Annotated in this window: 19 protein-coding genes; 10 read left to right on the top strand and 9 right to left on the bottom strand. The window is 69.4% G+C overall.

The window, feature by feature from the left end; all coding sequences use genetic code 11:
• Positions 1–139 precede the first annotated feature (139 nt).
• Together J2853_RS36560 and J2853_RS36555 are read left to right on the top strand one after the other, a co-directional pair.
• Positions 140–892, top strand: coding sequence for a GntR family transcriptional regulator (locus tag J2853_RS36560; RefSeq protein WP_307565428.1), 753 nt, complete (start codon positions 140–142; stop codon positions 890–892).
• Positions 893–1,018: 126 nt separating this feature from the next.
• Positions 1,019–1,255, top strand: a complete 237-nt coding sequence (locus tag J2853_RS36555; protein ID WP_307565426.1) for a hypothetical protein — start codon at positions 1,019–1,021, stop codon at positions 1,253–1,255.
• A 246-nt stretch (positions 1,256–1,501) separates the two neighbouring features.
• On the opposite strand, the gene J2853_RS36550 is transcribed toward J2853_RS36555, so the two are convergent.
• A complete protein-coding gene (locus tag J2853_RS36550; RefSeq protein WP_307565424.1) occupies positions 1,502–2,716 on the bottom strand; it encodes a polarized growth protein Scy-related protein in 1,215 nt (404 codons plus the stop codon).
• 135 nt (positions 2,717–2,851) lie between these two features.
• On the opposite strand from J2853_RS36550, the gene J2853_RS36545 reads away from it, so the two are divergent.
• Both J2853_RS36545 and J2853_RS36540 read left to right on the top strand, forming a co-directional pair.
• A complete protein-coding gene (locus tag J2853_RS36545; protein WP_307565422.1) occupies positions 2,852–3,394 on the top strand; it encodes a gamma carbonic anhydrase family protein in 543 nt (180 codons plus the stop codon).
• A 188-nt stretch (positions 3,395–3,582) separates the two neighbouring features.
• Complete coding sequence (locus J2853_RS36540; RefSeq protein WP_307565421.1) at positions 3,583–4,926, top strand: hypothetical protein; 1,344 nt, start codon at positions 3,583–3,585, stop codon at positions 4,924–4,926.
• 483 nt (positions 4,927–5,409) lie between these two features.
• Here the strand turns inward: J2853_RS36540 and J2853_RS36535 are convergent, their stop codons facing one another.
• The 6 genes from J2853_RS36535 to J2853_RS36510 all read right to left on the bottom strand — a co-directional run bounded on the left by J2853_RS36535 (position 5,410) and on the right by J2853_RS36510 (position 11,784).
• Positions 5,410–5,691 carry a metal-sensitive transcriptional regulator gene (locus tag J2853_RS36535; RefSeq protein WP_089210077.1) on the bottom strand — a complete coding sequence of 94 codons (282 nt, stop codon included), beginning with the start codon at positions 5,689–5,691 and terminating at the stop codon, positions 5,410–5,412.
• 18 nt (positions 5,692–5,709) lie between these two features.
• The gene (locus J2853_RS36530; protein WP_307565416.1) at positions 5,710–6,750 is read right to left on the bottom strand and encodes a glycosyltransferase; all 1,041 of its coding nucleotides are present in this window, start codon (positions 6,748–6,750) and stop codon (positions 5,710–5,712) included.
• Between the two features lie 32 nt (positions 6,751–6,782).
• Positions 6,783–7,520 (bottom strand): hypothetical protein, encoded by a 738-nt coding sequence (locus J2853_RS36525; RefSeq protein ID WP_307565414.1) that lies wholly within the window; start codon positions 7,518–7,520, stop codon positions 6,783–6,785.
• Positions 7,521–7,747: 227 nt separating this feature from the next.
• Complete coding sequence (locus tag J2853_RS36520) at positions 7,748–9,898, bottom strand: heterodisulfide reductase-related iron-sulfur binding cluster (protein ID WP_307565412.1); 2,151 nt, start codon at positions 9,896–9,898, stop codon at positions 7,748–7,750.
• A 261-nt stretch (positions 9,899–10,159) separates the two neighbouring features.
• Positions 10,160–10,804, bottom strand: coding sequence for a TetR/AcrR family transcriptional regulator (locus J2853_RS36515; protein WP_307565410.1), 645 nt, complete (start codon positions 10,802–10,804; stop codon positions 10,160–10,162).
• A 167-nt stretch (positions 10,805–10,971) separates the two neighbouring features.
• Positions 10,972–11,784 carry a sugar phosphate isomerase/epimerase family protein gene (locus J2853_RS36510; protein WP_307565407.1) on the bottom strand — a complete coding sequence of 271 codons (813 nt, stop codon included), beginning with the start codon at positions 11,782–11,784 and terminating at the stop codon, positions 10,972–10,974.
• 416 nt (positions 11,785–12,200) lie between these two features.
• Between J2853_RS36510 and J2853_RS36505 the strand changes: the two genes are divergently transcribed.
• From J2853_RS36505 to disA, 5 genes are all read left to right on the top strand, one after another.
• Positions 12,201–12,887, top strand: a complete 687-nt coding sequence (locus J2853_RS36505) for a class I SAM-dependent methyltransferase (protein ID WP_307565405.1) — start codon at positions 12,201–12,203, stop codon at positions 12,885–12,887.
• Between the two features lie 159 nt (positions 12,888–13,046).
• Positions 13,047–13,427, top strand: coding sequence for a MerR family transcriptional regulator (locus J2853_RS36500; RefSeq protein WP_307565403.1), 381 nt, complete (start codon positions 13,047–13,049; stop codon positions 13,425–13,427).
• Positions 13,424–13,738 carry a thioredoxin gene (trxA, locus tag J2853_RS36495; protein ID WP_307565401.1) on the top strand — a complete coding sequence of 105 codons (315 nt, stop codon included), beginning with the start codon at positions 13,424–13,426 and terminating at the stop codon, positions 13,736–13,738. Before J2853_RS36500 ends, trxA begins: the two co-directional genes overlap by 4 nt.
• Positions 13,739–13,942: 204 nt before the next feature.
• Positions 13,943–15,343 (top strand): DNA repair protein RadA, encoded by a 1,401-nt coding sequence (radA, locus tag J2853_RS36490; RefSeq protein ID WP_307565399.1) that lies wholly within the window; start codon positions 13,943–13,945, stop codon positions 15,341–15,343.
• Between the two features lie 224 nt (positions 15,344–15,567).
• Entirely contained in the window at positions 15,568–16,653 is a 1,086-nt protein-coding gene (gene disA / locus J2853_RS36485; protein ID WP_307565396.1) for a DNA integrity scanning diadenylate cyclase DisA, read from the top strand.
• Between the two features lie 202 nt (positions 16,654–16,855).
• On the opposite strand, the gene J2853_RS36480 is transcribed toward disA, so the two are convergent.
• Entirely contained in the window at positions 16,856–17,530 is a 675-nt protein-coding gene (locus J2853_RS36480) for a hypothetical protein (protein WP_307565394.1), read from the bottom strand.
• A gap of 215 nt (positions 17,531–17,745) precedes the next feature.
• Here J2853_RS36480 and J2853_RS36475 point away from each other — a divergent pair, with 215 nt between their 5' ends.
• Entirely contained in the window at positions 17,746–18,621 is an 876-nt protein-coding gene (locus tag J2853_RS36475) for an HhH-GPD family protein (protein WP_307565393.1), read from the top strand.
• A 29-nt stretch (positions 18,622–18,650) separates the two neighbouring features.
• Here the strand turns inward: J2853_RS36475 and J2853_RS36470 are convergent, their stop codons facing one another.
• The gene (locus J2853_RS36470; RefSeq protein ID WP_307565391.1) at positions 18,651–19,601 is read right to left on the bottom strand and encodes a TIM barrel protein; all 951 of its coding nucleotides are present in this window, start codon (positions 19,599–19,601) and stop codon (positions 18,651–18,653) included.
• Positions 19,602–19,798 lie beyond the last annotated feature (197 nt).

Genomic DNA, 19,798 nt, shown 5'->3' with positions numbered 1-19,798 from the left:
AACCCCCGAAGATCACCACGGGGGCACGATCCTCCCAAAAGAAGCGCGTTACCGACCTCCGTATCTGTGCGATCGTGGACAAGACGGGGCAAGTTCTCTGGAGACGCCAAACCCGGTTGGTGACAGAGGGTGATCGAACGTGCAGCAGTCCCCCGTACCTCCCGAATCCCCGATTTATCGGCGCATCGCCGATGGGCTTCGCGAAGCGATCCTGGCCGGTGATCTCCAAGACGGGGATCGGCTTCCGGGAGAGAACGCCCTGATGGTGCAGTACGGCATAGCCCGTGCGACCGCCCGGCAGGCGCTGTCCGTGCTGATCAACGAAGGGCTGGCCGTGCCCAAGCGCGGCTCGGGAGTGTACGTCAGGCAGTTCCGCCCCATCAGGCGGCACGGCTCGCGGCGGCTCTCCCGCGAACAGTGGGAACGCGGCCAGGCGATCTGGGACTCCGACACCAGAGGCCGCCCCTACACCGTGGACGACGTGAACATCGACAAGGAGGTGGCGGAGGACTTCGTGGCAAGGGTGCTGAACAGCACCGAGGTGTGGGTACGGCGGCGCCGCTACTCGGTGGACGGGCGGCCGGTCCAACTCGCCGTCTCCCATTTCCCTGCCGACCTGGTCCAGGACACACCGATCACACAGGAGAACACCGGCCCGGGAGGCGTCTACGCGCGCCTTGGCGATCTCGGTCTCGCCCCGGCGCACTTCACCGAGGAGGTGCGTGCTCGCATGCCCCACCCTCACGAGACCGTCCAGCTCGACCTTCCCGCCGGCACTCCGGTCATCGTGATCGGCAGGATCGCCTACACCGCGGCCGGCGTCCCCGTCGAGGTCAACGAGATGGTCCTTGACTCGGCCTCTTATGTACTCCAGTACGACTTCGACTCATAGATCAAGGCCATCCGTCAACCGATAGGTTGACCTGTCCCCCGCGATCATTGATTTCTCTAGAGAACTGACGCACCGTCGAAGGTGGAACGTCACAGAGGCGGGCCTGGGCGCGGGGAAGGTGCACGGATGTCCTTCGATCGACACCTCGCGGAAATCGCCCGGGAGTTTCCCGACTGGACGATCTGGCGGAGCGACGCGGGCAGGTGGTGGGCTACCCGCCACCACCCGCTGACCTCCGCCCAGCGTGACCTCGGATGCGCGATGACCATCGACGCGGACGACCCGGCGGAGTTGCGAGAGCGATTGCACGGCCAGGAGCAGTTGCGCGAGCGACAGGAACGTTCCGGCGAGACGGATACCTGACAGACCGCCCGGTGCCGGGGTCTGCGGATTCCACGCGGCCCCGGCGCCGGGCCCCCAATCGCGGAAGCCTCCGACCCTATCGGGGGCGGGGGCTTCCGCCCGACTTCCGGTTGACCTACGGGGTCGCCGGAGCATGGCATATGACCCCGGCGTACGGCGGGCGGCCCCCACCCGTGACGGGCAGGTCCCACCTACGCAGGCAGGTCCCACGCGTGACGGGCAGGCCCTACGTGCGGCCGGCAGGCCCTACTTGCGGCGGGGAGCCACGTATTCCCCGGCCTCCTCGTCGTCCTTCCCGATGGCCCGGACCACGGTCGTGTCGTCGTAGACCTCGACGTGCCGGTCGTCGTTCCGGTCCCTGTCGTCCTCCTCGTCCACGATCACGCGGACGGCCTCGATGTCGGACGAGACGTCAGCGGAGGCGTCCGCGTCGTCGGACGCGCGCACGGTCTCCGGCTCGCCGTCGAAGGGAGCCTCCGGAGCGGCCTCGGACGCGGTCTCCGGCGCCGCGACCAACGCGGGAGCGTCGGGGACGGCGATAGACGGCTGGACGCGGGCGGGAGGGAGCACCGAGGCCTCGTCGACCAGCGCCCCGGCGGAGTTCTCGCGGTGGATCAGATCACCCAGGACGGCGCCCATCTCGTTGAGACGGCGCATGACCTCGTGGTGGGTGTCGGTGAGGTAGGAGACCCGGCGGCCCGTGGTCTCGTCCAGGGCGGCGGCGCGCTGCTGGGCGGCCGTCAGCGTGGAGTACGCCTCGGCGTTGGCGGAGGCCACGGTCGACTGCGCCTCGGACCTGGCGCTGTTCAGCGTGGCCTCGGCCTCGGAGTGAGCGCCCTCGACCATCCGCTCGGCCTCGTTCTTGGCCGACGTGACCATCCGGTCGGCCTCCGTGCGGGCGCTGCGCAAGGTCTCTTCGGCCTCGCTGCGAGCCGCGTTGAGGGTCTCCTCGGCGTCTCCGCCGGCCTGGGCCAGCATCTGCTCGGAGGCCGCCGTGGCCTGGGCGAACATCTGCTCGGCGGCGGCGGTGGCCTCCGCGACCCGGCGCTCGGCCTCCTGCTGGGCGGCGTTCAGTATCCCCTCGGACCGCTCACGTGCGGAGGTGACCAGTCGCTCGGCCTCCGCCGCGGCGTCGTCGCGGAGCTTGGTGGCCTCGGCGTCGGCGACCGACCTCTTGGAGGCGGCCTCCTCCTCGCCCAACTTCAGGATCTGGCTGAGCCGCTGGCCAAGCTCGTCATAGTCTTGCGGGGAGTCGGAAAGTCTCCGTCTGGCCTCGGACAACTCGATCCGGCTCTGCTCTGTCTGATCAATCGCGCGCGCGAGCCGCTCCTCAAGATCACGGATCTGGTTGCGGTTGCGGTTCATGTAGTCGTGAACCTGACGACGGCTGTAGCCGCGCATGACGACCTCGAACGAGTCCTCATGCATCAGGTCGGGAAAGCTCTCGTGCTGGTTTGTCATGACACTGCCCGTGGAGGTCGCGTGGCGGGAAAGGAGACGTAACGACTTTCCTGCTTACTGCCCCGGTCCGCAACCTGAACGCGCGACCTGCGTGCGGAAATATAGGACAAGCCCACCCCCCTTACCATCAGTTTCATGAACGACGAGCCGTACATCGCCGCCCTCGACGGCGACGCGATCCCACAGATCCATCCGGACGCCTACGTCGCCCCGGGCGCGACGATCGTCGGCCGGGTACGGCTGGGCCGTGCCGCCAGCGTCTGGTACGGAGCGGTCGTCCGCGGCGACAACGAGGCCATCGAGATCGCGGAGGAGTGCAACGTCCAGGACCTGTGCTGCCTGCACACCGACCCCGGAGAGCCCGTCCTGCTCGAACAAAGGGTGAGCCTGGGACACAGGGCCGTGGTGCACGGCGCCCACGTGGAGGCCGGCGCGCTCGTCGGCATCGGGGCGATCGTGCTCAACGGCGCCAGGATCGGCGCGGGTTCGCTGGTCGCGGCCGGCGCCCTGGTGGGCCCGGGCAAGAAGATCCCGGCCGGGGTGCTCGTCGCGGGCGTCCCCGGAAGGATCGTCCGTGAGCTCACCGACGACGACCGCGCCTCCTTCGCCCGGACCTCCGCCACCTACATGGCCAAGGCCGCGCGACACCGGGCCGCGACCACCGTCCCCCCGGCATGAGAACCACGACCGGCGTCCCTCAAGCGTGAGGGACTCGTCCCGCCCCGGGCCTCGCGCCCGCCCTTCCGACGAGGAGACCCGGTCCCCGGGGCGGGAACCCCGACCGGCATGTCGATGATGTGCTGATTCGGCCTTTTGGGACGCCCGCGGGACAGGGATCGCTGACGATCCGGTGAGCCGTCGGTAACATGACCGCCGTGTGGCAGTGGGACGGTTTCGACGCCATCGAGAGCGATGTGCGCACCATGGTCGCCGATCCCAGGTGGGCGGCGCTCCCGGCGCCCGCGCGCGCCCAGGCCATCGCGCTGCGCACTCTGTCCGCCCCCGACGGCGGGCGCTGGCTGTTCGGCGCGCACGCCCGGTGGTACCGCCAGGACCCGGCCGACGGCCGCTGGCACCTGACCGCCCCGCCCGCCGACCGGGGATTCCGCGCCGCCGTACGGGTCGTCCAGGTCACCTCGGTGATCCTGCCCCACCTGGTTCCCACCGGTCCCGACTTCACCACCGACCGGGGGTCCGTTCAGGGCTTCGTCGGCCCCGACGTGCCCTACGAGATCACCGAGCGGGTCCGCGACCTGGTCATCGCCCAGCGCGGCAGGCGCCCGGAGGACTTCCCGCTCACCGGGTCGTTCACCGAGATCTTCGCCAAGGAGGTGGCCAGCCCGGTCGCCGCCATCTGGGGCACCCTCATGTGGTGCGCCTACGCCCCCGCCTTCGACGGCAACGAGGTGCTGCTGTCGATGTTCGGCGAGTTCCTGGCCCGCCCGCTGCCCGGCGACGAGTGGGTCCGCTGGCTGCCGGCCGCCTCGCTGGACGACCTGGCCGCGCTGTACGGCGAGCGGGTCAGGGCGGGGCACCCCGAGGCCGCCCTCCGGCTGGCCGCGCTGATGGCCGACACCGCCGGCGCGGTGAGGGACGACCCCAGGTTCCGCCACCGGGCGGACGCCCTGCTGACCATGCTCGACCCGTTGCTCCGCCGGATCGCCCAGGACCACTCCGTCGCCCACCACGGCGACGACGCCGTACGGCAGGCGTGGCTCTCACGCCGCCCACCCCACGTGACGCTGCCCGACTCCTCGCCGGGCGAGTACTTCCAGCACGCGATGTACGACCTGGTCCAGGCGTTGGCGTTCCTCGCGCCCAAGGGTGCCGACCCCCGGGCGGTGGCCGCCTCGCTGCTCGCCGCGGATCTGGCGGCGTTCGCGCCCGGGGCGGCCGACAGGATCTATTCGTGGCTGGACTCGGAGTTGCGCCACATCCTCCACGTGGTGCTCACCGACCCGTCGCACCCGCTGCGAGGGTGCTGGCCTCGCTCGGGCGCGCTGCCCTCGGCGCTCCATCCGCCCGACCGGGCAGGCGCCGCGGCCCTGCTGGGCGCCGCCTACGCCACGGGGCTCGCGTGGTGCCGCCTCACCGGGACCGCGGTGCCTGACCGCGGGTTCGCCACGGCTTCCGCGCTCGTGCACCGCCTGACGCATGAGCGGGACGACCCCGCCCCAGGGGGATCGGGAACCTACCCGCGCCACTTCTGACAAGCGCCAGCATGGTTAAACCACAAATATAGTCATTTTATCCTTACCGCCCCCATATCCTTCTGGCCCTTCGGGTATCGGACAATTGCCTGAATTGTGATCTCGAAATCGGGAAATGATCCTTTTGAGGGCGCGGTGGCGGCGCGAGGAATGGTCCCGATGGGCCATGGGCACGAAAGACCGCCCGCCGTAACCTCGAAGTGGGTGTGGGCTGCGGAAGGAAGGACGACGCGGTGGGGCACGACGACCTGGACTCTAGAGTCCACGACCGTGTCGCGTTGGACGAGATCGCGCTCTATGCCGAGGTGCTTACCGCCGTCGCCATCAGCGAACGGCCGCTCACCTTGGTGGAGCTCGACAACGCGCTCGGATTGAGTGCTTCGGCGATCTGCTGAGGCCGTTGAGAGAACCGTTTCGACGATCTGGTCCCGGACTCCTCAGGGGAGTCCGGGACGTGATCGGAAAAGATAGTCCGGTGACTAGTCACGACCGGACGAGGCGGGCGATCGCCGCCGACGCCTCCTTGACCTTCTCCTCCGCCTCGGGGCCACCGGTGTTGATGGCATCGGCCACGCAGTGGCCGATATGGTCTTCCAGCAGGCCGAGCGCCACCGCCTGGAGCGCCCGCGTGGCAGCCGACACCTGTGTCAGCACATCGATGCAGTAGGCATCCTCTTCGACCATCCGCTGCAGGCCCCTGATCTGTCCCTCGATCCGCCGTAGCCGGGTCAGATAAGCCTGCTTGTCCCCGCTGTACCCATGCATGTCCCAACGGTACCTGTGTCAGACACGGTGAGAAGTGGCCGCGATCAGTTTCTCCCACCGGTCGGCCACCGAGGACGCCTCGTAGGCGGCCGCGGCCCTCAGCGCCCCCACCGCGAGCTCCCGGCGCCGGCGTTCGTCGTCGATGAGTTCGAGCAGCGCGGAGGCGTAGGCCTCGATCTCACCCTCGCCCTCGGGGACCAGAACCCCGCTGCGGCCGTCGGCCACGAACTCGCCCGGCCCTCTCGGGCTGTCGAACCCGATCACGGGAACCCCGCTGGCCATCGCCTCGATCACGGTCATCCCGAGCACCTCCGCCCTGGAGGTCGTCGCCACGATCGACGCTTTGGCGAACTCGCCGGTCAGGTCGGAGGTCGTCCCCATGAAGTAGACGTGGTTGTGCAGGTTCAGGTCCTGGACCAGGGCCCGCAGATGCTTTTCCTCCGGGCCTCCGCCGTACAGGCGCAGCCGCCAGTCGGGGCACCTGTCGGCGATGACGGCGAACGCGCGGATCAGCCGGTCGTGGGCCTTCAGCGGCACCCAGCGCCCGCCCGCCGCGACGATGCGGTTGTCCATCCGCGAGCGCGGCCAGGGCCCGGCGGGCAGCGCGTCCGGGATCAGCTGGACCCCGACGCCCTCGCCCAGCAGGAGTTCCCACTCCTTGCGGCTCGTCTCGGTGGCGGTGACGACCGCGTCCAGACGCGGATAGAACTTCTTGATCGGTCCCGGCACCGGCGGTCGACCCCACTCACGCGCGATGCGCACCATGTCGCGCGGCGCGTGCCTGGCCACCTGGACGCTGAGCCCCGGCCGGGTGCTGATCAGCACGTCGGCCTTGATCGCGCGCAGCCGCCGCCACAGGGCGACCTCGGTGCTCATCTGGCCCCGCGGGAGCAGGCGGCGCGCACCGGAATACGCGTCGACCACCCAGGACAGTTCCACCCCGGGCGCCACGGGGAAGAAGGGCTTCTCCCTGTGACGCCGAACGCTGAGGATCTCGACGTCGTGGCGTTCCGCGAGTTCCCCCGCGAGGTTGACCACGGAACGGACGTCACCGCGCATTCCAGAGACGGAGGGGATGAGCAGGCAGATCTTCACCCTCCCACTTCGATCCTGAGCTCGTCGTCCGCGGTGTAGCAGGGGCGGATCGGCACTCCGTCGATCTGCGTGGCCGGGTAGTGCAGGCGGCGGCGCTTGCCGTCCACGTCGTCCAGCCGGGAGCCCAGGCGGAGCGGCGTGTCCAGGCCGTCCACCCGCAGGGACGGCTCCCAGGTCCCGGGCTGCTCGGGGGCCGCGTCGAGCACGTCGCACAGGGAGAGCGCGGCGTGGAAGCGCACCCCCTGGACCGTCGCCACCGCGCTCAGTTCGGCGTCGGACCAGCTGTGGCGCAGCGCGAACCGCGCCTCGTGCCGGGACTCGTCGTCGTCGAAACCGGTGAAGGCCAGCAGCCCGGTGACCTCGAAACGGCCCTCCCTGAACCACACGGAACGGACCTCGGCGGCCGGCCGGGCATCGTCGATCTTCAAGGCCAGGAAGCCGTTGCGGGTCCGGTAGGCGCGATAGGCCAGCGTGCGGCGGCTCAGGGCGTAGGCGTCGAGGTGGTCGAGGGAGAATCCGGGGTCCACGCTGAGCAGCCGCGTGCGTGTGCCGTCCTGCGCGAGGTAGGTGTCCCAGCGTCCGGGGTCGAGTTCCAGGGGCGCGAGCGAGACCGCGAGCGTGGCGTCGCGCGCTCCGGCACCCGGAGCGCCCAGCACCACCCGGCGTTCGACGGCGGTGGCCCGGTGGCGCAGGATCAGCTCCGTGCCGTCGGCGAGCGGTTCGTCAACGGACAACCGAAGAGACAGAACGTCGGCCAGAGTTACCTCGGCATCAATGACGACAACGCGCACTACCACGCCCCCTCCCCGTCGAATGAGCTACGCGACGTTGAGGCTACCGTGATTTTCCCGTTATGTGGAGAAAGGTTTTCGAACCAAACGTCCTTTTCCCATAAACTTGACCGAATGTCAGGTACGGCCGCGAGGCGCGAGCCGTAACCCGACCGTCATCGAACCGGTGCTCAGGACGCTCCGACCGGCTGCCCCTTGATGGATTTGATCAGAAGCTGGGAGACGTCCACGACCTCCAGGGTCTCCTTGGCCTCGCCCGAACTCTTCTTCTCGTTGATCGAGTCACCCAGCATGACCAGGCAGAACGGGCACGCGGTGGAGATGGTGTCCGGGTCGGTGGTCAGCGCCTCGTCCACACGCTCGGTGTTGATGCGCTTTCCGAGCCGCTCCTCCATCCACATCCGCGCGCCGCCCGCGCCGCAGCAGAAGCCGCGATCCTTGTGGCGGTGCATCTCCTGGGTCTGCACTCCGGGGACCTTGGCCATGATGTCCCGCGGCTGGGAGTACACCTTGTTGTGGCGGCCGAGGAAGCACGGGTCGTGGTAGGTGATCTTCTCTTCGATCGGGGTGACCGGGATCAGCTTGCCCTCGTCCACCAGCTTCGCCAGCAGCTGGGTGTGGTGGACCACCTCGTAGGTGCCGCCGAGTTGCGGGTATTCGTTGGCGAGGGTGTTGAAGCAGTGCGGGCAGGTCGCGACGATCTTCTTGACCCCGGCCTCGTTCAGCGTCTCGATGTTCTGCTTGGCCAGCATGTCGAAGAGGTACTCCATGCCCAGGCGGCGGGCCGGGTCACCGGTGCAGGCCTCCATCGGGCCGAGCACCGCGAACTTGACGCCCGCGATGTGCAGCAACTCCGCGACCGCCTTGGTGGTCTTCTTGGCCCGGTCCTCCAGGGCTCCCGCGCAGCCGACCCAGAACAGGTATTCGGTGTCCTCGGGCATCTTCTCGTCGATGAGCTGGATCTCGATCGGATCGTCGTCGCGGCTCGCGAGCTCCTCGATCCAGTCGGCCCGCTTCATCTCGGACATCCCCCACGGGTTGCCCTTGTTCTCCAGGTTCTTGACCATGACGCCGGCCTCGGACGGGAAGTTCGACTCCACCATCGCCTGGTAGCGGCGCATGTCGAGGATGTGGTCGATGTGCTCGATGTCCACCGGGCACTGCTCGACGCAGGCGCCGCAGTTGGTGCAGGACCAGAGCACGTCCGGGTGGATGACGCCGTCCTCGCCGACCAGGGGCTTGTTCAGCAGGGAGAGGACGTCCTCGTGCAGGTCGGCGCGCTGCTCCTCGGTGGCCATCAGGTACGGCGCGACCTTGAAGGCGTGGTCGCGCTGTTCGAGGATGAGCATCTTCGGTGACAGCGGCTTGTCGGTGTTCCAGGCCGGGCACTGGTCCTGGCAGCGCCCGCACTCGGTACAGGTGTAGAAGTCGAGGAACCCCTTCCAGGTGGTGTCCTCGATCTTGCCCCGGCCGAGCCTGTCGCCGTCGAGGTTCTCGTCCTCGAAGTCGACGACCTTGCCGTCGATCCGCAGCGGCTGCGCCGCGCCCATGCCGTCGGGACGGCGGGAGAACATCACGTTCAGCGGCGCGGTGAAGATGTGCAGGTGCTTGGAGTTCACCACGATGACGAGGAACACCAGCATGACGCCGATGTGCAGGAGCAGCCCGACGTGCTCGATCACCTCGTTGGCCGAGTCGCCCAGCGGTCGCAGCACCGCGGCCGCGGCCTCGGAGGCGAACGCCCCGGAGGCGTAGGGGAGGTTGCCGGTGTTGATCGCCGCACCGCGGAAGAGGAGCATCGTCCAGATCACGTTGAAGATCATGAAGAGGACGAGCCAGGCGCCGCCGAGGTGCGATCCCGAGAAGCGGGACCTGCGTCCCAGCTTCTTCGGCGAGTTCTTGATCCTGATGACCGCGAAGGCGACCAGGCCGAAGAAGGCCGCGACGGCGATGAAGTCCTGCAGGAAGCCCAGAACGGCCCAGGTCCCGATGAGCGGGATGTGGAAGTCGGGAGTGCCGGTGATCGCGCCCTGGATCAGGGAGCCGTACGCCTCAAGGTAGACGGTCGCCAGGATGAGGAACGCCCACATCACGAAGGCGTGCGCGACGCCGGAGGCCGTCCACTTCAGCAGTTTCCTCTGCCCCAGGACCTCGACCAGCTGGGCCTTGATCTCCTCGCCGACGTTGTTCCTGGCGTATTCGATCCGCTCGGGCGCGGCCGGCCCGATGGTCGCGAGCTTGTAGAGGAACAGCACACGGCGCGCGGCAAGCGTGACCGCGACGGCTGTCATGATCAGCCCGATGATCGCTACCCAGAGCACAGATCCTCCCAAGACGGCGTTGGCTGCCAGCGTACGGCCGCCGATCATCCACGGCGACGACGGGTCACCACAGATCCTACCCGTGAGTAACTTTCTCCCCGGGACGGGACCGTCGTGACGTAGTCACCATACGGTCAATCCGGTACCCAGAACAATGCTCTGTATACCGCTGCATGCATCATGGATCGCCCGAAGCCCCGAGAAATCGGGGAGACGCCTGGCCGAAGGACCCGTGCTCCGGACGGAAGACCGGGGCGGAGATCAGTCAGGTGGATCGAGATAGCGCTGGATCGTGGGTGCGAGCAGCTCGACCAGCTCCTCGATCTCGACCGAGGCCAGGGGTTCGAGCTTGACGACGTACCGCATCAGGATCACGCCGAACATCTGGGCGAAGGCCACCTCCATCCGGATCGGCGGGATCTGGAGGATCTCCGCGACCCGGTTCAGCAACGCCTGCGTCATGAACTCCCGGATCATGACGACCATCTGATCGTTGGTCATCGCGGTGCGGAGCAGCGCCAGTACGGGCTGGCGGGCCTCGGCGTCCGAGGTCATCGTCAGGATGAACCGGGCCAGCCGCTCACCGATCTCCTCTCGCGGCCCCGCGAGAATCGCCGGGATGACGTTGTCGGGGGTGATCGGCAGCTCCATGGCGGCGACGAACACGCCCTCCTTGCCGGCGAAATAGTGGTGGACCAGCGCCGGGTCCACCCCCGCCCGGCGGGCGATGCCCCGGATGGTCGCCTTGTCGAACCCCTTCTCCGAGAAGGTCTCGCGCGCCGCCGCGAGAATCTGCCCCCGCGTGTCGGCCGTCCCCGGTCTGCGTCCCGGACGTCTTCTGACCGCCGTCGCCGGCTCGCCCGGGGAGGGCTCGCTCGCGGGAGATCCGGTCGGAGGTTCGCTCATGTCGTGCTCGCTGATGTCCTGCTCGCTTACGGACGGTCGGCTCACGCGCCGGCGCGCTGCCAACATACGGATGGTTCGGCTGACACGTTCCACCGTACGGATGGTTCGATCACCCGCGCGCGGACGGACTCCTCACACGCATGCCGTTCTCCCCGCGATGGAGGATCTCACGCGTTGGACGACGCGGCGAGGTGCAGGCGTGCGAAGGCCAGCGCCTCGGTGAGGTCGTCGATCCGCTCCGTACGGCTCGCGGCCTTGCGCGTGTTGATCTCCAGCACGACCAGCCCGCCGAACCCGTTGCCCGCCATACGCTCCAGGATCGGGGCGCAGGGCTGGCTGCCCCGGCCGGGAACCAGGTGCTCGTCCTTGTTCTGCACCCCGACGCCGTCGGCCAGGTGCAGGTGGGCGAGCCGGTCACCGAGCTTGGTGAACATCTCCAGGGCGTCGGAACCGGACACCGCCGTGTGGGAGAGATCCAGCGTGACGTGCGGGAAATCGTGGTCGACCGGATTCCAGTCGGGTGAGTACGGGACGACCTCGTTGCCCCGGGCCTTCAACGGGAACATGTTCTCCACCGCGAAGATCACGTCCGTCTCGTCCCGCATCCTGGCCAGGCCGACCTCGAAATCACGCGCGTAGTCGCGCTGCCAGCGGAACGGCGGATGCACCACGACCGTCTTGGCGCCGACCCGCTCGGCGGCCTTCTGCGCCCGTTGGAGCTTGGCCCAGGGATCCCTGCCCCAGACCCGCTGGGTGACCAGCAGGCACGGCGCGTGGATGGCCAGGATCGGCAGCTGGTAGTGGTCGGACAACCGCTCCAGAACATCCACGTCCTGGCTCACGGGATCGGCGCCCACCATGATCTCGACGCCGTCGTATCCCAGCCGCGCGGCCAGCTCGAAGGCGTCCGGGGTGCGTTCGGGGTACACCGACGCGGTGGACAGCGCGATCTTCGCCCCAGGTACTCGGATGACGCTCATACTGCTTCCTTGTCTCCGGCTCGGAGTACGTGCGCGCGAACGCCGCCATGCCCACCGGCTCGCTCGCCTCGCCCACTCACACGGCCCCCTCGCCCGACGGCTCGGAGCCCGCGTTCGCGAACGCCGCCATGCCCGTCGGCTCGCTCGCTTCGCTCACTCACGTTTGCCAGCCTAAGCGCGTCCGAAGAAGAGTGGCGTGCAGCCTCACTGATGCAACGGAGATCACACCCTCACGGTGACGGCATACACCTGGTCACGCGTGGCTATGGTGATGGTATGCTGCGGTCCCTGACATCCTCCCCCCGGTCGGAGCGGAAGAGTTCCAGCCCTTATGGGCCGGCCTCCCCGACCCGCCGACGACCGCCCTCGGGACGAACCCGGCCGGGACGCCCCGGTGTCTCCGTCGAGGAAACCCGATGAAGGGCGCCATCCCCAGCCCCAACATCTGGAACACGCCCCAGATCTACGAGCTGGAGAACCGCGCGGTGGACCCCGAGGGCCGGGTCGAGGCCGCGATGGCGGCCATCCGGCCGTGGAACGGGGCGACCGTGCTCGACATCGGTTGCGGTACCGGCTACCACCTGCCGTCCCTGTCCGCCACGGCCGCCCGCGTGATCGGCGTCGAGCCGCACACGAACCTCGTCAGCCTGGCCAGGCGGCGCTGCCGGTCCCTGTCCAACGTCGAGATCCACGAGGCCACCGCCCAGGCGCTCCCGCTCCCCAACGCCTCGGTGGACGTTGCCGTCGCCCGCTGGGCCTACTTCTTCGGCCCCGGTTGCGAACCGGGACTGGCCGAGCTCTCCCGGGTGGTACGGCGAGGCGGCGCGGCCTTCGTGATCGACCTCGACTCCACCCGCGGCGCCTTCGGCCGCTGGTTCAGCCAGTCCATCCCCGCCTACTCCGCCAGATCCGTCGAGAACTTCTGGAGCCGTCACGGCTGGCACGCCCAGCGCCTCGACCTGCGCATGTCCTTCGACCGCCGCGCCGACCTGGAGGCGGTGCTCCGCATCGAGTTCACCTCGGCGATCGCGGAACTCGCCATCGCGGAGACCCCCGGCCTGGAACTCGCCTACCCCAACATCCTGCGCTGGAAGTCGTTCTGACCGCTTGGCCCACGACGGCGAACGCGGGGGCGAGCACGGCGGGGACACGACCTCGCCGGGCCCGGCGAGGGCCCGGCGAGGGGGAACAACCGGATCCCGGCAGGCGCTTGACGTTGACATTGGCGTCAACGTTTACCGTGGGGACGAAGGGAGGGCCGAATGCGGATCGGGGAGTTCGCACGACGGGCCGGGGTCAGCACCCGTGCGCTGCGCTACTACGAGCAGCAGGGAATGATCACGGCGCGGCGGACGGCCAACGGGTACCGGGAGTACAGCGAGGCCGACCTCAAACTCGTCACCGAGATCCGGTCGCTGCTCGGCGTCGGGTTCACCCTGGAGGACGCCCGGCCGTTCGTGGCCTGCCTGCGGGCCGGGCACGAGTCCGGAGGATCCTGCCCCGAGTCGGTGGCCGTCTACCAGCGCAAGCTGACCGAGATCGACGACGAGATCCGCATGCTGCTCGCCCGGCGGGCGGAGGTGGCCGCGCAGCTGACCACGGCCTGTCCCGGATGCGTATTGAGGAAAGTGGGAGAATCATGATCACGTTGAACGCCGAGAACTTCGCCGAGCAGGTGCTGGAGAGCGACAAGCCCGTTCTGGTCGACTTCTGGGCCGACTGGTGCGGGCCCTGCAAGATGATCGCGCCGGTCCTGGAGGAGATCGAGGCCGAGTACGGCGACCGCGTCACGATCGCCAAGCTCAACGCCGACGACTATCCCGAGATCACCGCCAGGTACGGCGTCCTCGGCCTGCCGACGCTCAACCTCTACAAGGGTGGCGAAGTGGTCAAGCAGATCATGGGCGCCAAGCCCAAGCGCCTGCTCCTCGCCGACATCGAAGGCCACATCTAGTCGCGACCGCTCCCGGATCGCCCCCGCCCACGGAAACGTCGAACCACCGGCCCATGCTCGGCGTATCGCCCCTCCCGCGGGGAAGGTCGAGCCTGGCCGCCGAACCCGCCCGCACCCGGGCCGGGTGAGATCTTCGCGACTTTCACCGGGTACGGCATGCCGTACCGGGTGAAAGTTGTCGGTCCCTGCCGGTACCGTTCGGCCATGGTGAAGAAGGTCGGTTACCGCTGTGCCGAATGCGGATGGCAGACCGCCAAGTGGGTCGGCCGCTGTGGCGAGTGCCAGGCCTGGGGCACTGTCGCCGAGGAGAACGCCCGCGGAGGCGTGCACGTGGCCACGGCCGGGGCGGTGTCGGCTCCGGCTGTCCCGATCGGGCAGGTCAAGGCCGAGGTCGCGCACGCGCGCAGCACCGGGGTCCCCGAGCTCGACCGGGCCCTCGGCGGCGGCCTGGTGCCCGGCGCGGTCGTCCTGCTGGCCGGTGAGCCCGGCATCGGCAAGTCGACGCTCCTGCTGGAGGCCGCGGCCAAGACCGCCCGGCAGCAGACCGTCCTCTACATCACCGGTGAGGAGTCGGCCGCCCAGGTGCGGGTCAGGGCCGACCGGATCGGCGCGATCCAGGACCGGCTCTACCTGGCGGCCGAGACCGACCTGAGCGCGCTGGTGACGCACGTCGAGAAGGTCCAGCCCGACCTGCTCATCGTCGACTCGGTGCAGACCATCGGCTCCGCTCTCGCGACCGGCGTGCCCGGCGGGGTCACACAGGTCAGGGAGGTCGCCGGCAACCTGGTGCGGCTGGCCAAGGAGCGCGGCATGTCCACCGTGCTGGTCGGCCACGTCACCAAGGAGGGCTCGATCGCCGGTCCTCGCACGCTGGAACACCTGGTCGACGTCGTGCTCCACTTCGAGGGCGACCGGCACTCCCGGCTCCGCATGGTCCGTGCGATCAAAAACCGCTACGGCCCGGTCGACGAGGTCGGCTGCTTCGACCTGCACGAGGGGGGCATCGAGGGCATCGCCGACGCCAGCGGGCTGTTCGTCTCCCACCGTGCCGAGCCCGTCCCCGGCACGTGCGTCACGGTCACCCTGGAGGGCACCCGGCCGCTGCCGGCCGAGGTTCAGGCCCTGGTCGCCCGCACCGAGGCCCAGCAGCCCCGCCGTTCCTCCTCCGGGCTCGACACCTACCGGGTGACGATGGTGCTGGCCGTCCTGGAGCGGCGGCTCAACGCCAAACTCGGCGGCTGCGACGTGTTCACCGCGACCGTGGGCGGCATCAAGCTCAGCGATCCCGCGATCGACCTGTCGGTGATGCTCGCGGTGGCCAGCGCCGCCGGAGACAAGGCGCTGCCGTCCGGGCTGGTCGTGCTGGGCGAGGTGGGCCTGGCAGGAGAGCTGCGCCCGGTGCGTGACGTACGGCGCCGCCTGTCGGAGGCGGCGCGACTGGGCTTCACCCGTGCGCTGGTCCCCACGGGCTCCCTCGACACGGGCAGCAAGCGCAACGGCCAGAACTCCCTGGTTCCGGTCGGTGGGCGCGCCGCGAACTTCGCGCCCGGCTTCGACGTCGTCGAGGCGCAGAACGTCTGGGACGCGCTCACCCACGTCACGTGACCTGCCCACGAAGGACCTCGCCCGCCGTTTCACGAGGCGATCGTCGTTCGACGCGGCCCGTCTCCTCGCACCGCCCGCGCGAGGAGTTCACCGGCCGGTCAGGTGATGACGGAAGCTCCGGCCGGAAGCCTCGGTCACCGTATTGGGTGTGATCTGGTGATGATTCCGGTCTCACGGAACCTTCGCCGGTAGGCTGAGCGTGATACGCGGACCACGGGGGTCATGTGGCAGCAATCTATAGAGGTCTTGACGAACGCCGAAGAGGCATTCTGGCCGCGGTCGCCCCGGGCACCGCGTTGCGCGACGGCCTGGAACGCATCCTTCGCGGGCACACGGGCGGCCTGATCGTTCTGGGTTACGACGGCACGGTCGAGGAGATCTGCAGCGGCGGGTTCGAGCTGGACGTCGAGTTCTCCGCGACGCGACTGCGCGAGCTGGCCAAGATGGACGGCGCCATCGTCCTCAACGCGGGCGATCTCAAAATCGTGCGCGCGGCCGTGCACCTGATGCCCGACCCGTCGATCCCCACCGACGAGTCCGGAACCCGGCACCGCACCGCCCAGCGTGTGGCGGTGCAGACGGCCTTCCCCGTCATCTCCCTCAGCAAGTCCATGCGGATCATCGCCCTCTATCTGGACGGCATCCGCTACGTGCTGGAGGAGTCCGCGGTGATCCTCTCCAAGGCCAACCAGGCCCTGGCCACGTTGGAGCGCTACAAGCTGCGGCTGGACGAGGTCTCCGGCACGCTGTCGGCGCTGGAGATCGAGGATCTGGTGACGGTCCGCGACGTCGCGGTGGTCGCCCAGCGCCTGGAGATGGTCAGGCGCATCTCCGACGAGATCGCCGGCTACGTGATCGAGCTCGGCACCGACGGCCGGCTGCTCTCCCTGCAGCTGAACGAGCTGGTGGCCGGCACGGAAAGCGACCGCGAGCTCATCGTGCGCGACTACCTGCCCACGGCGGGCCGCCGGCCGCGCAAGTTCGCCGAGGCCCTGCACGACCTCGATCAGTTGTCCGCCGACGATCTGCTCGATCTCCCCACCGTGGCCCAGGTTCTGGGCTACTCGGGCAACGACGCCCTGGAAGGCGCGGTGAGTCCCAGGGGCTATCGCCTGCTGGCCAAGGTTCCCCGCCTCCCCGGCACGGTGGTCGACCGGCTGGTCGACCAGTTCGCCAGTTTGCAGAAACTCCTGGCCGCCAGCATCGGCGACCTCCAGGAGGTGGGCGGGGTCGGCGAGGCCAGGGCCCGCCACATCCGCGAGGGTCTGTCCAGGCTGGCCGAGTCGTCCATCCTGGAGCGCTACGTCTAGCGGGCGCCTTCCGGTCCGGTGGCCGCGGCCACCCGGGTGCCTTCCGAGCTCGGGAGACGTCCTTCGCGCCTCGATCGGGCCGGTTCGCCGGCCGGAGGCCGCTCCGGCCGCGGAAAGAGCCGGTCGACTCCGGTCGCGGAAAGAGGCGGTCGACGTCGCGTGCGGAATCACCGGCCGGGCGGGAAGGGGAACGACGGCCCGGCTAGCGGAGATGGAAGACGGTCTTGTGACTCCTGAGTCCGGGAGCGCGGGCCACGGCCACGTAGGTGCCGGGGCGGGCGACGGCCTGCTCCGCCTTGCAGTCGGTGCCGGACCGGCGACGGTCCCACTCGACCTCCCTGACGTACGGGATGCCGCGCTCAAGTTTGTGGATGTTGTCGACCGCACCGCCGACGCAGTCGGCGGAGGACCAGACGCGGTCGCTGCCGGAGGTGATGCGGACCTCCACCCCGCGCGGCCCGACGTCGACCGTGCACATGGCGTCGCCGATGTTCACCAGCGTGAGAATGAACCGGGGCTGACTGCCCGGCGCGTAGACCTCTCCCCGGTCCGCCATGTTCAGCACGAGGTCGGGAGAGTCACAGACGTCTCCCGGCCGCTTCGGACGGGAAGCCTCCTGGGTGCCTCCGGACTTCGCCGGATGCGGCGTCGGGCTGGGGGAGGGAGTGACCGTCACGGTGAGAACACCCGGCAACGGATCCGGCGTGGCCGACCGGCTGATCGAGGCGCTCTCCTCCGACGCGTTCTCGGGCCCGGCCGTCGAGGAACAGGCCCACGCCACGACCGCGACCACCACGAGCACCCCGACGAGCGCGGCCATCCGGCGCCGCCAGTAGACGTCAACGCCTATATCGTTGCGGAACGTGTCCGGATCCATACACACAGTATGGAGAGTCCTTTCGCGCCATGGGAAACGACCCGCCGCCGCCACTCATCCGTTTCAGCGGTCGAAGAGGGGCGAAAGCGGGTCAAGCGGACCCGCTCCGGCCCTGCCCACGGCGCATGAAGACGGGCCGGGCAGACCCTCTCCGGCTCCGCCGAGGGCAGGCGAAGACGGGCCGAGCAGGCCCGCTCCGGCACTATCGTCGGAAGGTGCCCGAGTCGAACCGCCTGCTGAAGCCCGTTCTTGACTGGTACGCCGCGAACGCCCGCGACCTGCCCTGGCGGGCGCCCGGCGCCTCACCGTGGTCGATCCTGGTCAGCGAGATCATGTTGCAGCAGACGCCGGTGGTCAGGGTGCTGCCCGTCTGGACCGAGTGGATGGAGCGCTGGCCGACCCCGGCCGCTCTCGCCGCGGAGGCTCCCGGTGAGGCCGTACGGCACTGGGGCCGCCTCGGCTACCCCCGCCGGGCCCTCAACCTGCACGCATGCGCCCGTGCGATCACCGAGCATCACGGCGGCGAGGTCCCCTCCGACCACGCCGCCCTGCTGGCCCTGCCCGGCGTCGGCGAATACACCGCGGCCGCGGTGGCCAGTTTCGCCTTCGGGGGCCGCCACGCCGTCCTCGACACCAACGTGCGGCGAGTCCTGGCCCGAGCCGTGGGCGGCGAGGAGTACCCACCGAAGGCCACCACGCCCGCCGAGCGCGGGCTCGCCGCGTCACTGCTCCCCGACGCCGACCACGCCCCCGTCTGGGCGGTCGCCGTCATGGAACTGGGCGCCCTGGTCTGTACGGCCCGCGCCGCCCGCTGCGCGGACTGCCCGATCAGCGATCTGTGCGCCTGGCGCCTGGCCGGCAAGCCCGCCTACGACGGGCCCGCCCGCAAGGGCCAGACCTACGCCGGCACCGACCGCCAGTGCCGGGGCCGGCTGCTCGCCGTCCTTCGCCAGGCGCACGGCCCCGTCCCCAAGGACGCTCTCGACGTGGTCTGGGACGACGCCCCCCAGCGCGAGCGCGCCCTCGACGGTCTCATCGCGGACGGTCTGGCCGAGGTGTTCGACGACGGCACCTACAGCCTTCCCGGTTGACCGCGTGACGGCCCGCCGGGGAGGGAACGTCAGGCGGCGAGGCGCAGTCCGAGGGAAGTGAGGTTGAAGCGGGCCCAGTCGAGTTCCTCGGCGATCGCGTTGACCAGCGCGCCGGGGCCCTTGGCCCGCAGGGGCACGGTCAGGTCATGGGCCTCGACCTCGATGTGGGCGGTGCCGTTCACCGCTCCGGAGAGCATCGCGGTGAGGGTGTCCTCCATGACCGAGCGGGTGCTCGGGAGCTCCCCGCAGACGGCCGCCATGTGGTTGTGGACGTGGCCGAGCTTGACCACCGGTGCTCCGACGGCCGCCAGGCCCCGCAGGGCGGCTCCGGCCTCCTCAGCGCCGCCTGCGAGGTGGCAGGCGTCCAGGCAGACCCCGAGGTGCTCGGAGTCGATGCCGCCGACCCGGTCCAGGGCCTGCTCGGTGGTCTCCAGCACGCAACCGGGCCACGGCTCGAAGCCGACCCTGATCGTCTTGCCGGTGACGCTGTGGAGACCGCGCAGCTCGCGGGCGAGGCGCTCCAGGCGGCGCGAGGCGATCGTGTGCAGGTCGGCCGGCCAGTCACGGCGCCAGCCGATGGGGATGGTGGAGATGCTTCCGAAACGGACGTCCTCAGGAAGCAGGAAGGCCAGGATCCTGGCCAGCGCCATCGTGTAGCGGTAACGCTCGGGCTTGGCCCAGTCGGGGCCGGGAACGCCCTGGTTGCGACCGCCGGTGCCGTTGAGGCTGACGACCTCCAGGCCGCGCTCCTCCAGGGAGCGGCGCAGGCGCACCAGCTCGATCCGGTCGGCCGTGAGATGGTCGGCCACGCTCGGAGAGAGCCAGAGTCCGACGCCCATCCGCTCCACACCCAGGCGCTTGCGCACCGGTACGGCGTATCGCGTCAGATGCGCGATCAGGTTCTCCAGATCCTCGGCGGGGTGGACGCCCGCGTTGTAGGACAGGTGAACGAGCGTCCCGTCCTTGTGCCACAAACGCATCCAGTGCCTCCAAGGCATACTCCGTGTAAGCGGCTCCCGATCGCCCCGCGCCGACACCGTCGACGGCGTGAACCGGAATCCTCCCTGCCGGGAACTCGACCCGGCTCGTCGAAGCGTCCCCTGCGGGCACCGATCTCCACATCACTCCAGGAGCTGATCTTCTGGTACGTCGCTGGGCTGACTTCGCCGCCGGCCTC

Source organism: Streptosporangium lutulentum, assembly GCF_030811455.1.
GTDB lineage: Bacteria > Actinomycetota > Actinomycetes > Streptosporangiales > Streptosporangiaceae > Streptosporangium > Streptosporangium lutulentum.
This window is presented reverse-complemented; position numbering and strand designations above follow the sequence as displayed.

Bases quoted from the DNA above. Each gene is read 5' to 3' on its own strand.
- trxA (WP_307565401.1), top strand. From the start codon at position 13,424: ATGATCACGTTGAACGCCGAGAACTTCGCCGAGCAGGTGCTGGAGAGC.
- J2853_RS36535 (WP_089210077.1), bottom strand. From the start codon at position 5,691: ATGCATGGGTACAGCGGGGACAAGCAGGCTTATCTGACCCGGCTACGG.
- J2853_RS36515 (WP_307565410.1), bottom strand. From the start codon at position 10,804: ATGAGCGAACCTCCGACCGGATCTCCCGCGAGCGAGCCCTCCCCGGGC.
- J2853_RS36555 (WP_307565426.1), top strand. From the start codon at position 1,019: ATGTCCTTCGATCGACACCTCGCGGAAATCGCCCGGGAGTTTCCCGAC.
- J2853_RS36505 (WP_307565405.1), top strand. From the start codon at position 12,201: ATGAAGGGCGCCATCCCCAGCCCCAACATCTGGAACACGCCCCAGATC.
- radA (WP_307565399.1), top strand. From the start codon at position 13,943: ATGGTGAAGAAGGTCGGTTACCGCTGTGCCGAATGCGGATGGCAGACC.
- J2853_RS36545 (WP_307565422.1), top strand. From the start codon at position 2,852: ATGAACGACGAGCCGTACATCGCCGCCCTCGACGGCGACGCGATCCCA.
- J2853_RS36550 (WP_307565424.1), bottom strand. From the start codon at position 2,716: ATGACAAACCAGCACGAGAGCTTTCCCGACCTGATGCATGAGGACTCG.
- J2853_RS36540 (WP_307565421.1), top strand. From the start codon at position 3,583: ATGACCGCCGTGTGGCAGTGGGACGGTTTCGACGCCATCGAGAGCGAT.
- J2853_RS36480 (WP_307565394.1), bottom strand. From the start codon at position 17,530: ATGGATCCGGACACGTTCCGCAACGATATAGGCGTTGACGTCTACTGG.
- J2853_RS36500 (WP_307565403.1), top strand. From the start codon at position 13,047: ATGCGGATCGGGGAGTTCGCACGACGGGCCGGGGTCAGCACCCGTGCG.
- J2853_RS36530 (WP_307565416.1), bottom strand. From the start codon at position 6,750: ATGCGCGGTGACGTCCGTTCCGTGGTCAACCTCGCGGGGGAACTCGCG.
- J2853_RS36470 (WP_307565391.1), bottom strand. From the start codon at position 19,601: ATGCGTTTGTGGCACAAGGACGGGACGCTCGTTCACCTGTCCTACAAC.
- J2853_RS36510 (WP_307565407.1), bottom strand. From the start codon at position 11,784: ATGAGCGTCATCCGAGTACCTGGGGCGAAGATCGCGCTGTCCACCGCG.